Source organism: Sporosarcina sp. P7, assembly GCF_002743425.1.
Classification (GTDB): domain Bacteria; phylum Bacillota; class Bacilli; order Bacillales_A; family Planococcaceae; genus Sporosarcina.
Window position 1 is genome coordinate 412,216 of the sequence record NZ_PDZF01000001.1, and the last position, 13,811, is coordinate 426,026.

13 protein-coding genes are annotated in these 13,811 nt (G+C 40.6%); 8 read left to right on the forward strand and 5 right to left on the reverse strand.

Going from position 1 to position 13,811, the window contains the following annotated elements; genetic code table 11:
• Positions 1-114 precede the first annotated feature (114 nt).
• Positions 115-1,032 (forward strand): patatin-like phospholipase family protein, encoded by a 918-nt coding sequence (locus tag CSV60_RS02205; RefSeq protein ID WP_099635850.1) that lies wholly within the window; start codon positions 115-117, stop codon positions 1,030-1,032.
• Between the two features lie 75 nt (positions 1,033-1,107).
• Positions 1,108-1,263, forward strand: a complete 156-nt coding sequence (locus CSV60_RS15815; protein WP_155979523.1) for a hypothetical protein — start codon at positions 1,108-1,110, stop codon at positions 1,261-1,263.
• Between the two features lie 34 nt (positions 1,264-1,297).
• On the opposite strand, the gene CSV60_RS02210 is transcribed toward CSV60_RS15815, so the two are convergent.
• Positions 1,298-1,525 carry a group-specific protein gene (locus tag CSV60_RS02210; protein ID WP_099630393.1) on the reverse strand — a complete coding sequence of 76 codons (228 nt, stop codon included), beginning with the start codon at positions 1,523-1,525 and terminating at the stop codon, positions 1,298-1,300.
• Positions 1,526-1,812: 287 nt separating this feature from the next.
• Between CSV60_RS02210 and CSV60_RS02215 the strand changes: the two genes are divergently transcribed.
• The 3 genes from CSV60_RS02215 to CSV60_RS02225 are packed head-to-tail and all read left to right on the forward strand — an operon-like array spanning position 1,813 to position 3,718.
• On the forward strand, positions 1,813-2,184 hold the full coding sequence (locus CSV60_RS02215; protein ID WP_099630583.1) for a GntR family transcriptional regulator: 372 nt from the start codon (positions 1,813-1,815) through the stop codon (positions 2,182-2,184).
• A 5-nt stretch (positions 2,185-2,189) separates the two neighbouring features.
• The gene (locus tag CSV60_RS02220; protein WP_099635851.1) at positions 2,190-3,050 is read left to right on the forward strand and encodes an ABC transporter ATP-binding protein; all 861 of its coding nucleotides are present in this window, start codon (positions 2,190-2,192) and stop codon (positions 3,048-3,050) included.
• Positions 3,047-3,718, forward strand: a complete 672-nt coding sequence (locus CSV60_RS02225; RefSeq protein ID WP_099635852.1) for an ABC-2 transporter permease — start codon at positions 3,047-3,049, stop codon at positions 3,716-3,718. The genes CSV60_RS02220 and CSV60_RS02225 overlap by 4 nt, the downstream gene beginning before the upstream one ends.
• A 117-nt stretch (positions 3,719-3,835) precedes the next feature.
• Here the strand turns inward: CSV60_RS02225 and CSV60_RS02230 are convergent, their stop codons facing one another.
• Entirely contained in the window at positions 3,836-5,290 is a 1,455-nt protein-coding gene (locus CSV60_RS02230) for a protein adenylyltransferase SelO (protein ID WP_099635853.1), read from the reverse strand.
• A gap of 269 nt (positions 5,291-5,559) precedes the next feature.
• Positions 5,560-6,417, reverse strand: coding sequence for a YitT family protein (locus CSV60_RS02235; protein ID WP_099635854.1), 858 nt, complete (start codon positions 6,415-6,417; stop codon positions 5,560-5,562).
• 158 nt (positions 6,418-6,575) lie between these two features.
• Here CSV60_RS02235 and CSV60_RS02240 point away from each other — a divergent pair, with 158 nt between their 5' ends.
• Entirely contained in the window at positions 6,576-8,363 is a 1,788-nt protein-coding gene (locus CSV60_RS02240) for a multicopper oxidase family protein (protein WP_099635855.1), read from the forward strand.
• Positions 8,364-8,405: 42 nt separating this feature from the next.
• Here CSV60_RS02240 and CSV60_RS02245 read toward each other — a convergent pair whose 3' ends face one another.
• Positions 8,406-11,309: a DEAD/DEAH box helicase gene (locus tag CSV60_RS02245; protein ID WP_099635856.1), complete on the reverse strand. Its 2,904-nt coding sequence runs from the start codon at positions 11,307-11,309 to the stop codon at positions 8,406-8,408.
• A gap of 24 nt (positions 11,310-11,333) precedes the next feature.
• Positions 11,334-11,726, reverse strand: a complete 393-nt coding sequence (gene mutT, locus CSV60_RS02250; protein ID WP_099635857.1) for an 8-oxo-dGTP diphosphatase MutT — start codon at positions 11,724-11,726, stop codon at positions 11,334-11,336.
• Between the two features lie 155 nt (positions 11,727-11,881).
• Between mutT and CSV60_RS02255 the strand changes: the two genes are divergently transcribed.
• Both CSV60_RS02255 and CSV60_RS02260 read left to right on the forward strand, forming a co-directional pair.
• Positions 11,882-12,715, forward strand: coding sequence for a TspO/MBR family protein (locus tag CSV60_RS02255; protein ID WP_099635905.1), 834 nt, complete (start codon positions 11,882-11,884; stop codon positions 12,713-12,715).
• Between the two features lie 497 nt (positions 12,716-13,212).
• Complete coding sequence (locus tag CSV60_RS02260; protein ID WP_099635858.1) at positions 13,213-13,749, forward strand: ECF transporter S component; 537 nt, start codon at positions 13,213-13,215, stop codon at positions 13,747-13,749.
• The last annotated feature ends 62 nt before the right edge of the window (positions 13,750-13,811 follow it).

Here is a 13,811-nt window from a genome sequence, read left to right on the forward strand (position 1 = left end):
CTTTATTATAGTTCACCGAAAGGGAATTTTCATACATTTCCACATGAATATTGTTCTATTTCTGTTGCGGAGACCTTACAGTAGTAGACCAATAAAAATGAAAGCAGGGATACAGTGCGGATCAATGGCGTATTTTCAGGCGGAGGATTGAAAGGTTTTGCGCTAGTTGGAGCGGTTCTGGAGTTGGAGAAACAAGGTTATCGTTTTGAAAACGTAGCTGGTACAAGTGCAGGAGCTATTGTTGCAAGTTTTTTGGCGGCCGGCTATACAGCGGATGAAATCGGAGTCATGTTGGCTGAAGAAGATTTCCAAGCACTACTGGATCCGAGAAAGACACTATTGCCATTTCCCTTTATGAAATGGATATCGCTTTATTGGAGAATGGGATTGTATCAAGGTAAGGCGCTGGAAGAGTGGTTTTTTGATAAACTCGCACGTAAAGGTTGTTATGCATTTGGCGATCTTCCGAAAGGATCATTAAAATTAGTGGCATCTGACTTAACAAACGGCAAGATGATAGTATTACCTGATGACTTGGAGAAATACGGATATGATTCTGACCGATTTTCAATTGCTAAAGCACTGCGTATGAGTTGTGGTATTCCCTACTTTTTTGAACCCATACGTCTCGATGCACCAAAAGAAACTATAGTAGTAGACGGCGGTGTATTAAGTAATTTCCCGATGTGGATTTTTGATGAAGATACATCGCCATGTAAACGACCTGTAATCGGGCTCAAACTAAGTCGCAATCAAGATGAAGTACCCGGACGTACCATTCGAAATGCCTTGCAATTATTCGAAGCGCTATTCTCCACAATGAGAAACGCGCATGATGAAAAATATATCTCAAAGCAACATGTACAAAACATAGTTTTCATTCCTGTGGAAAATTATAGTGCAACACAATTTGATCTAAACGAAGAGCAAATTGAGGACTTGCTATCAATCGGAAGTAGTCGTACTAAGGAATTCTTGCTCACTTGGTCGCCGACGAAACCCAAGTTAGTCAGCAATCAAAATGTCATGTGATTGAAATATTTGATTTCAATTCCGTTTAAAACACTATCCTGGCGGGTAAATTGTCTTATAAGGAGGGTTGCAATCATGACCAACCAAAACGAAAGTTCTATCTTCATCCGAGAGCTCGAACTACTCAGCGATGAGTATCATACTGCGCCCGCCGATATCAAAACTTTTATCCTACAAGATATTCAGTTACTTGAGTCTGCGATTTCTCTTTTACAAAGTGATGTACAGTAATGACTCATCACATAGAGTAGACATATAGTTCAGCTCATATAAATAACTGTTGCATCTTATTATCACGTTCTGCACGCTCTGTTTCTGTTGCTAAGTCATATTTTTTCAACAAATGAAATACCTCATTCAATGTCTCTTGACTCAATGATTTGCTTAAAAACAACTCACAACTTTTCACCAACTTTTCTGGCATGAACGCTCTCTGTTCTGCTAATTTTTCTACAACGTCTTGTTGCGTATGATCAATTGCACAATTACTCATTTCATTCACTCCCTTAGTAACACTGTATCACAATTTTCTGTGAGTATAAAACGAAGACTTGTCGCTCATTTCGTAAGAGCTTCGAGTCTTTTTATTATGGTTACAGAAAAGTACTATTTATTCCTCTATTATTTGAGATAGTCCTTGCTTTTACAACTAGTTGATAGTAACTAATCTATATCGTAAACCTTGCAGAATTTACTCTGGAGGTTTTTTATTGTTGACTTAATTACCACAACTGTATATACTGTTTATATACAGTATTTAAAATGAAAAGTGGTGATGTATTGAATATTGTCATCTCCAATTCGGTGAACCAACCGATTTATGTACAAATTAAAAATCAACTGAAAGAACAGATTTTATTGGGGGCGCTGAAAGAGAAAGAAGCACTACCTTCCATACGCAAATTGGCGAAAGATCTGCAGATCAGTGTCATCACAACGAAAAAAGCTTATGAAGAACTGGAACGGGATGGACTTATTGAGACATTCCCAGGAAAAGGATCATTTGTTGCCGCGCAGAATCACGAGCTATTGAAAGAAGAGCAGTTAAAGAAAATTGAAGACCAGCTGCTGAATGTTATTCAAGACGGGCGAGCATTTGACGTGGGATTGGAAGAGTTAATCCATATGCTGACATTGCTATACGAGGAGTGAAAAGAATGGAAAATATTGCGGAAGTACGAAATCTGACGAAACAGTTTAAGGGATTTGCACTGAACAACCTGAACTTTGATATTAAAAAAGGATTCATTACAGGATTTATCGGCGCAAATGGCGCTGGGAAAACCACAACAATCCGCTGTCTAATGGATTTAATTTGTGCTGATCAAGGAGAAGTACGTGTGTTTGGCACGTCACATAAAAATCACACTGTAGATATCAAGGAGCGCATCGGTTTCGTTTACGATGCTGACTTCTATTACGAAGATCTGACTATCGAGAAAAACAAGCGCATTCTTGCCCCCTTTTATTCAGAGTGGGACGATGAACTATTCTATTACTATCTAAAAAAGTTTCAGTTGAATACAGCACAACGAGTAAAACATTTATCAAAAGGGATGCGAATGAAATTTTCACTTATAATGGCTCTTTCACACCATCCTGACTTTATCATTATGGATGAACCAACGGCCGGTCTGGATCCCATTGTCCGACGTGAACTGCTCGACATGATGCAGGATCTCATACAAGACGAAGAAAAGGCTATCTTCTTTTCAACGCACATTACGACTGACTTAGAGAAAATAGCGGATTTCATTGTTTTCATTCATCAGGGAGAGATTATCTTTCAAGGTGAGAAAGACGAATTCACCGAACGTTATGTATTAGTCAAAGGTACAACCGATCAGCGTACTTTGCTCGCTGGATTACCTACGATTGGACTACGGACTACAGACGTGGGCTTTGAATGTCTGGCAGATACTGCGGAGATTCCTTTAAAGTACCTATCATCATTGCTTATTGAAAAACCGACACTCGAAGATATTATGTACTACACCGGAAGGAGAGGATTCGAATGAATGCCTTGATCCGAAAAGACTTATACACACAAAAGGCGAGTACTCTCTTACTTACAGCATTATGGTTCATTATTTTCACAAACTTTTTCACAGACGGTCAGCCTGTCCGTCATGTTTTACTTCTAATCTTCGTCGCTTATTTCATAGCTATTTCAACAAGTAATAAGGCATTTGAGAAAGAATCAGTCTTAATAAACAGCCTTCCGGTTACAAGAAAACAATTCGTACTAGCGAAGTATGCATCTGGTTTCATCTGGTTCGGTTTGTCAGCAGCCGCTGTGTTATTTTATATCTTCTTGTTCGATACGTTCGCTCCTTTTCCTACCCGGATGATGACTATCCCTGAAGTACTCATCTCGCTTGGATGTTTTTACGTCATCATTTCGCTCTTTTATCCGCTACAATTTAAGGCGGGCCATGTACTGGCGACTTCTTTAACGATTGCCTTGCCGTTATTGAGCATGATGTCGTTTAGAATCATATTAAATATCATGGAAAATCCCAGAATGGTTGCAGAACAACAATTCTTTCTGCATACCGCAGATCTTATAACTACCAATCAATGGACAATCGCACTCTCAGTTCTACTAGTCAGCGCCCTACTGACATGGTTATCTATTCTGTTATCGATACGAATCGTGCGTAAAACAGATTTTGATCATGGGTAATTTATTTATCAAATAGCCTTTGCAATTAAAAATCGTCATTTAATGGATTTTGACCTCACTTCCATGCAAAAGAGATGCCCCATTGAAGTGTAGTCACTTTCAATAGGGCATCTCTTTTTAAGTTCCGCAATACGTTTGAAAAGTAGTTCCGTCTTCAGGCGGATTCACGTATTCTTCTTGTTCGACCGTATATGCATAAGGGTTTTCTAGAACTTCAAGTAGCTTCATAAACGGATGCATATCTCCAGTTTCAGCTGCCTGTAACGCCTCTTCTACCCTATGGTTCCTCGGAATGACCGATGGATTATGTTGCTTCATCAATAACTCTACTGCTTGCGCGTCTTCTGACTGACGTTGCAGTCTATCAACCCAACGCTTTTTCCACTCAAGAAAATCGGGCTCGTCGAACCATTCTTCTTGCTGTCCAAGCGTCAACGAACGGAACGTATTTGTATAGTCAGCTTGATATTCTTTCATGATAGTCAGCAAATCTTTTACCAATGTTTCATCGGCTTCCTCTTTATTGAACAAACCTAATTTAGACCTCATACCCGTTAACCATGCCGAGCCGTAAATCATGGCGAAATTGGAAAGTTCATTCTCCGCCAGCTTCACTGCTTCCGCTTGTTCTTCGTGAAGCAATGGCAACAGTGTTTCGGCAAAACGAGTCAGATTCCACTCTGCTATACCGGGTTGATTGCGATAAGAGTAGCGTCCTCGCACGTCAATTGAACTAAAGACGGTTTGCGGGTCATAGCTATCCATAAACGCACACGGTCCATAGTCAATCGTCTCGCCGCTAATTGTCATATTGTCCGTATTCATCACACCATGAATAAAGCCGGTAAGCTGCCAGTTCGCGATCAAAGATGCCTGACGCTTTATGACGTTTTCAAGTAATGCTACATATGGTTGTGGCTCTGATTCCACTTCAGGATAATGGCGTTGAATTGTGTAATCTGCAAGAGCACGTAAATCTTCGACTACTTGTCTGGCTGCCGCATATTGGAATGTACCGACACGTAAGTGACTCGAAGCAACTCTTGTCAACACGGCACCTGTCAAAGCCGTTTCACGTAAAACAGGCTCCCCCGTTACCGTGACGGCTAAACTGCGTGTTGTGGGGATATTCAGACCATGCATCGCTTCGCTAATCAAATACTCACGTAACATGGGTCCGAGGGCCGCACGTCCGTCCCCACCGCGCGAATAAGGTGTCCTTCCTGATCCCTTCAATTGAATATCCATCCGTTGTCCTTCTGGCGTCAACTGCTCGCCCAACAGCATGGCACGCCCGTCACCTAGCATGGTGAAATTACCAAATTGATGACCCGCGTAGGCCTGAGCAATTGGTTCTATTCCTTCTAGTTTTTCATTTCCAGAAAAAACAGCGATCGCTTTTTCCGAATGCAATTGTTTTTCATCGAGTCCCAGCGATAACGCCAGTTCATCATTAGTCAGAACCAGTTGCGGTGAGCTGACGGTATTTGGTTCCACTACTGTGTAAAATGTTTCCGGTAATTCACGGTAACTGCATTCAACATTCCAGCCGATGTTCGGGTTACGTTTCATCTGTTCTTCTTCCTTTCCATATGCTACTCTAGTATGAATCAATTTTGATTTTCGTTCACTATTTTACTTAATTTACTTTCTATATCAGATGCATGTATTGTATCATTTCGGTTAGAGGTCAGCCAAAGCAATCGAATCACTGACATCCCTCCAAACAGCCCGTACTATTGATCAACCATCCTATTTGGAGGTGTGGCAGAGCAAACTACTTGCCAGTATGATCATAAAAAAGCTATCCTAGACATCACTTGGTGTCGAGGATAGCTTTTTTATGATACTTTTGAGAGTGAAAATCCTCTACCGAGAATTTCCGAAGCATTTAGAAAGACGACAAATGCCTGAGGTTCTTCCTCTCTTAAGATCTTCTTCAAGTAAATTGCTTCCGATTGCTCAACCACACATAGGATCATGGTCTTTTCCTGATTGGAAAAGCCACCTACCGAACGAACTTTAGTCAATCCACGATCAATCTTCTCCTTGATAATCGTCTGGATATGTTCTTCATGATCCGTAATAATCAATACTAGTTTAGATTGAGATGTTTGTAACTGTACAAAGTCAATCACCTTACTCGTCACAAAAATCGCCATCATCGCAAATAATGCCAACTCCAGATTGAATACGATAGCGGACGCAATCACAACCAATCCATCCACGAATAATTGCGCATACCCACTAGACAGACCCGTGTACTTCTTAACAACCTGAGCCACTGTCGCAAGTCCTCCAGTTGATCCATTTCCCCGGTAGACTATGCCAAGCCCTACTCCTAACATAATTCCCCCATAGATTGCTGACAATAAAGGATTATCAATCGTTGAAGGAATATCGGCAGTCAGCCAAATGGTTAGCGGTACAAAAAATGTTCCCACTAATGTTTTTAGACTAAAATCCTTACCTAGAAGCACAAGACCTATAAAAAATATCGGGATATTAATAAGCCACTGCACAAAGGCGGGTTCAAATCCATACATCTCATACAGAATGGTACTAATTCCAGACACCCCCCCTGCTGCGAGTCTTGCTGGTAAGAAAAATATATTGAAAGCCAAACCGACTAACATGGATCCGATCATAATCCAAACATATTCAATCAGTAGCTTTTTTCTCGGTGAACGGGTCTTCATTTATAAAACCTCCCTATCTTGATGAGCTAAAAGCACTTTTGCTATTTTACATCATATTGTAAGCGGTGAATAGCCTATCCGTAGTTTATAGGCATAAGTGATCCCTTCTATGCATCTACTAGTTTCGATAGTAAATTCACTTGGAAGGAAGCGATGTATTGAAATTAACACCGTTTATTGATCCACTACCTATTCCACAATATCTAACTCCACTCGAGAGGCATAAATGCTTCTCGTACTATGAAATTGGGATGAAGGAGTTCTTCCACGAATTTCATTCAGAGCTGACCCCAACAAAGATTTGGGGATATGAGGGGCAATTCCCCGGTCCTTTAGTAAATGTAAACAGCGGCGAGTGTGCACATATCAAGTGGAAGAACGAACTACCCGATAAACATTTCCTACCGATTGATAGAACACTCCACGGTTCAAGCGAACATATGCCAGATGTTCGTACAGTGGTGCATTTACACGGAGCGGAAGTAGAGCCCGAAAGTGACGGACATCCTGAAGCATGGTTTACGAATAACTATCATACAGTGGGTCCAGTATTTGACTCTACCGTTTATAAATATAATAATAATCAGCGTGCCGCTACACTTTGGTACCATGATCACGCAGTCGGCATTACCCGTTTAAATGTCTATGCGGGTCTCGTTGGCATGTATATTATTCGCGATGAAGAAGAACGCAAACTAAAACTTCCTTCCGGGGCGTATGAAATTCCATTAATTATCGCTGATCGCGGCTTTAACGAAGACGGCTCCCTTTTCTATTCAGACACAACTACTGTAAGACCAGGACCTGTACAGCCTGGATTGACATTCCCGCATCCATCCGTCACACCTGGTGAAGCGTTTGAAAACATCACAGTTAACGGTAAGGTCTGGCCCTACCTAGAAGTAGAGCCAAGAAAGTACCGATTCCGCATATTGAACGCCTCAAATGAACGCTTTTACAAAATGAACTTATCAAACGGACAAAAAATTATACAAATCGGCTCAGATGGTGGGTTATTGGAAACGCCTGTATATATGGATGCGTTAACGATTGCACCCGCTGAACGGATGGATGTAATTATTGATTTTTCTAAACTGGCACCCGACGATACGGTCGTATTAGAGAATACTGCAGCCACACCATTTGATTTCCCACCGCCAATAGGCACTCTCCCTGACCCTGAAACCGATGGACAGATTATGCAGTTTAGAGTGGTTGAATTAACAGGGCCAGATACAAGCAAAGTTCCCGCTATACTCAGCAACATACCTAAACTACGGGAATGTGACGCCGCCCAAACACGTGACATTACATTGGATGCAGACATCGATGAATATGGTCGTTTAAAGTTCTTGTTTAATAATAAAGGTTTCATGGAACGAATCGATTTCAAGCCTAAACTGAATGATACAGAGATCTGGCGCATCATCAATACGGCGGGCGCAACGCATCCTATACACATCCACTTGATTCAATTCCAGATTCTCGACCGTATTCCCTTTGACGCCCAAGGCTTCACGGCGAATGGCTTACTTAGTTTCACGGGTCCTCCTGTACAACCTGACGTTAATGAACGAGGCTGGAAAGACGTCGTTCAATCTCCGCCTGGATTTGTGACACGAGTCATTATGCGTTTTGCTCCATTCACCGGTCGCTATATGTATCATTGTCATATTTTAGAGCACGAAGATCATGATATGATGCGTTCTTTCGAAGTAGTGGAGCGCAAATGTGGTTGCAAAAATAACTGCATATGCAAGGAACATAAACCAAAACGTAAATGTGAGTGCAAGAAGAATTGCAGATGTCACGGCAAGTGTACATGTAAAAAAACCTGTACTTGCAGGAAAAAGAAATCAAATCACCCATCGAAAGAAGAACGTCGTCATAAAAAGTGTCCTACGTGTCCTCCTTGTTCTGAGACGTATCGTTGTGAATGTGAATAATGAAAATGAGCCCCGCGAGATATTTTAATCTCGCGGGGATTTTTAGGCTTCTATCAAATAATCATAGAGTTTATTTTCTACTGGATGTTCCATTACCATGTTCATATGGACTACTGGCAAACGCTTTCCTTTACCGTCTATCATATAGTCTTCCGCAACACTTTGCTGGTCAGGTAGGCCTTTACCCAAATAATAGAAGTCTGTTCCCTCGTCGTCATCTTTCTTCACGAATAGATGAATATCTATATCCTTTTCCTTAGCCTGAATAATAGTTTGTACTTCATTCGATCGCAACGTTCGGTTACTGCGTGTATACCATTTGAATAACTCAGGATTGATGAATTCATCACCGTAATCCACACTTGCTTCTACTTCTCCATGCTTATGATACGTTACGAATATAGGACAAGTTCCATGTTTCGTTTTATAACCATACATCGTCGAGCTTTCGTCCGCCTGCCAATTCAATAATTTACATACATCTTTACGTGAGTATTTGGCATGCAGCGTTAACTTGTGAGCGCAATCGTATACTCTCGACTTTTCCTTCGCACTGCGCAACACGTCTGCAATTAGAGATACTACGTACGAATCCTGTTCAATACTCTGTTGGATTTTTTCGTTAAATGTGAACACTTGGTTATGATCCATCGTAATAATCGCTTGATTTCCGTATTTCTTTTGGGCATTTAGTGTGAAAAACGATAAGTCATAGATTCGCGTGACGGATTCGATCGTATCATCATCAACTTGACAGCCTGTAGACTTCAGCTCGTAGATGAATTCGTCCAAACGAACTTTGCCCTTATTGAGCAACATCTCGGCTAGCACTACTTCATGAATCCGTTTGCCATTGATCAATTCCAGAGAGAACATCGTTAATATCTGACTTTCATATGGTGTGATCGTTGGAATAGGATCTTCTGTAGATTTAACTTTCATTAGAAAATCAAAGTAATTATTGTGTTTGCTTATAATAACGACTGGATCGATAGAGTGCTGTTCGATAAAATCATATAGATAAGGCACTTTACCAATTTTATTCCTCAGATCCTGATACGCATCTTTCAAGATTTTCATAGACGTTAAATTACTGCTATTGATTGCGTTGAAAATACGCTTCTGTGCAACTTCCTCAAAATTGATTGTCGAGACACCCTTGATATAACTAGTATCTTTCATATTTCGTCGAACATTATCTTTATTCATCGAACGGTCACCAGACAACGCAATTGGAATCAAATAGTTATTCGCATAGTTTCCGATAAAATCAATGACCGTAACAAATGGCTTATCTTCATCTTTACGCAGTCCTCGCCCTAGTTGTTGAATAAAAATGATACTGGACTGTGTTTGTCTAAGCATGACCACCTGATTGATACTTGGGATATCGATACCTTCATTGAAAATATCCACAGTCAGTATATAATCGAGTTCTCCTTTTTCTAGCTGAACGACTCTGCGCATGCGCTCATCATACGAATCATCACCCGTTAATGCTACGGTTCTATAGCCACGCAAATTTAGTTCTCTTGATAATTCAAGTGCCTCTTCTTTTCGGCTACAAAACATCAAGCCCCTCACTTGATCACCTGCATGACTATAATAGGAAATTTTTTCAATGACATGCTCTACACGTTCATTCGTTACCAATTTAGATAGAACCGTGTGGTCACCAATTAACTCACCGTCTATTTCAAAATCTGTTACGCCGAAATAATGGAACGGACACAACATATCTTCTTCTAGTGCTTCCTGAAGACGGATTTCATACGCAATATTATAATCGAAGAGCTCGTATATGTTGAAATCGTCTGTTCGTTCAGGTGTCGCGGTCATCCCCATTAGAAACTTGGGTGTGAAGTAGTTGATCACACGTAAATAGCTCGTCGCACCCGCTTTGTGTACTTCATCAATCAAAATATAATCAAAGTCTTCCGGATTAAAGTCCCGAAGATTTTCAGGCTTAGACAATGTTTGGATACTCGCAAACACATACTTCTTACCCGATTGCCGATTCGCTCCGACATACAATCCAAAATCTTCGTCGATTCCCCCGAGTACTCGCTTAAAGTCTTGCATAGCTTTCATCAAGATTTGCTCTCTATGCACAATAAACAGCATACGTTTCGGTGCAAATTTACGAACATCAAAAGCGGATAGATACGTCTTTCCTGTACCCGTTGCCGAAATGACCAGCCCTTTATCCTGACCGTTCGCACGCACCGCTTCAATATTCGCCAGAGCCGCCTGTTGCATTTTATTTGGCGTAATCTCTAACGCCTGTTCAATTGCATTGGTTTGATAGGCCGATGGATGCTCAAATACTTGAGCCGCGCTTGTCCGATCTGCATGTTCTTGATAAACCGTTTCATATTGTTCAATCCACTCTACAGTTAATACATTGGCATCTGACCATACATCCTCAAACTGATCTTTAAAATGATAGACGATCTCCCCATCACGATGTGACGTCAGTTTCACATTCCACTCATAATTCACTTGTAGCGCATGGGCCGTTAAGTTTGAACTACCTACGATTAATGAATATTGATCACCTTGTTGAAAAATATAACCCTTTGAATGAAAGCCTTCCTTTTCAGTAAGACGTACTTCTACATTCGGAATGTTTAGAAGCTCACGAAATACTTTTGGCTGATTGAAATATAAGTAAGTAGACGTAATGATTCGGCCGTTTACGCCCCGTTTATGTAAATCGTAAAATAAAGATTTAAGTGTAGCCAATCCGCTTTCCGTGATAAATGCCACTGAAAATAAGAATTGGTCACAGTGTCGAAGTTCATCCCGAATCGAGGATAGCACCGTCGTATTCTTTATTGAATTATTCACCAATAGCTCCGGTTTATAACTGTCACTCTGCTTATGTTCTTTATTCACAAACCCCTTGTGCAAAGACGCTTCCAGCTGCCGAATAAAATCTCCCATCCCACAGACACCTCTCTCTTCATGCTATTGATTTTCCAATTTTTCAATCGCCGGTATATCCGCAGGTGCCCACTCCAGCGTATGTAACTGATCTTTTGCAATCCAACGTAATTCCGCATGTTCTGTCGCCACAGGCTTTCCTTCTACGATCTTCGACATGAATGTTTCTAATCGAACAATGACTTTTTCGTACTCATATGTAGTGTCTTCTACTGCTTCTCCTACAGTAATGGTGCAACCGAGTTCCTCTTGAATTTCACGTCGCAAGGCTTGCTGATGTGTTTCCCCCTTTTCAATTTTGCCTCCAGGGAACTCCCAATAATTCGACAGTGTCATCGTAGGACTACGAAGTGCGGCTAATACTTCACCTTTCTCGTTTTCAATCACCGCTCCCACTACATGCACATTTTTCTTCATGCGTTCCGACCTCCAGTTTATTACCCACCCATTTGGGATCCATTATACCATCAACCATTATAAATTGAAGAAGGCTTCCCATGTTTCACTCTGCATTAAATCAGGAATACTTAACTATGGACTACACTATAATGAAACAAAGTGGAGGTGTGGAAATGAAACAAAAGAAACCTTCTGCGCTGTTACGCATAGCTATTGTTATCACCTACGCAATCATGATCACAGCTAACGCATTGGCCAATATCCTTCCTCTAAATGGACAAACGACTGGTGAGCTATCGGATAAATACGGAAATCTATTTGCGCCAGCAGGATTTACGTTTTCTATTTGGAGTCTGATCTACTTACTGTTATTATTTCATGTCATCTATCAACTAGGCTATTTCCAAAAGAAAAAAAATACACAACTTCTAAGTCAAGTAGGCATATGGTTCTGTATCTCTTCTGTATTGAATGCATCGTGGATTTTCTTATGGCATTATGAATATCTGTTACTTTCCGTTATAGTCATGTTACTCATGTTGCTGACATTAATAAGAATCAATACCCTCACATTTAATGCTTCACTGACTAGAAGAGAAGCGTTCTTCATAAAGCTCCCGTTCAGCATCTATTTCGGATGGATTACTATCGCTACGATTGCAAACATTACCGCTTTTCTCGTTTCTATTGAGTGGGACGGATTGGGTTTATCTGACGCCACATGGACAATTATCATTTTATTCTTCGGAGCTGCTATCGGAATTCTTACAACGATTCGACGCCAGGATATAGCCTACGCACTTGTATTGATTTGGGCATATTACGGGATATATTCTAAGCACACTTCAGAAAGTGGATTTAATGGAGAGTATCCTTCTATTATCTTATCTATCTTAATCTGTTTGGCGCTCATAGTTTTGACTATTGTACTCGTTGCAGTAAAAAAAGCTACGCAAATAAAAAAGCGCAAAGGAGTAGGCAATTGCCTCTTCCTTTGCGTCAAATAATCATGCCATCAGGTCGTGTTATCATACAATACCCAATACTTACATACTACTACAAAAACTTATCGTGATGTTTTTAACAGCCTGTCCAATCGGGGATAATTAAAACGTTGCACACGTCAACCGATATACTTTGCTAGGGAACAATTGATTCAAGTTATGACATCAACCATGCTTCCGACCATAAATCCCCTTTAGAAAACTCTATTAAACCCTCTGCGCGTCAGAGTTAATTGGTGTTGTCTAACCTTGTCCTGCCTGCACCAATTACGTGTACTTTTATCATTTTCTTTATCTCCCCACTTCTATTGTCAAATAACATATAGTTCGAGAAGATATATCCAATAAAAAATTCCACAACTAAAGAGCCAGTGTTTTTTAAAATTATGTGAAAAGTCTTTGCCCTGACCACTTAAATTTATTATAAATTGACTCTTTTTAAAGTATCAGATTTCCTTTATTCTAAATTTACTACTTTTTAGGTGAGGAAGGTTTAGGCCATGCAAAAAACACATAGCTATCCGGCACAACGAACGAAGACGTTTGATCTAATACTGACATCCATGCTTGCATCACTCGTATTCGTCGCTACTCTTTTACTTAATATTAAACTACCTCTTGGAAACGGCGGACTAATTCACCTTGGAACCTCCATGTTGTTCATTGTCTCCATTTTATTCGGACCGAAGAAAGGTATGATTGCTGGAGCTGTCGGAATGGGCTTGTTCGACTTGGTTAGCGGGTGGGCTCTATGGGCACCTATTACTATCCTAACACGCGGCTTGCAAGGTTATATCGTAGGTAAAATCGCTTGGTCAAACGGTCGTAAAGGAACGAGCTTCAAGTTCAATCTACTCGCCATGCTAGCTTCCATACCATTCACTATTGCTGGCTATTATATCGGAGAGAGTATTCTATATCACAGTTTGATCATCCCGCTTGCTTCCATTCCTGGTGATTTGGTCCAATGTGCAGTGGGAATCGCCATTGCCGTTCCTGTCTGTGCCATGTTAAAAAAGGTTTCAATGTTCAAGTAAATATACAGTTGAAATCCATGGTATCTCACACGCTGCCATTAATTCAAAATTCCCCAAAGTCC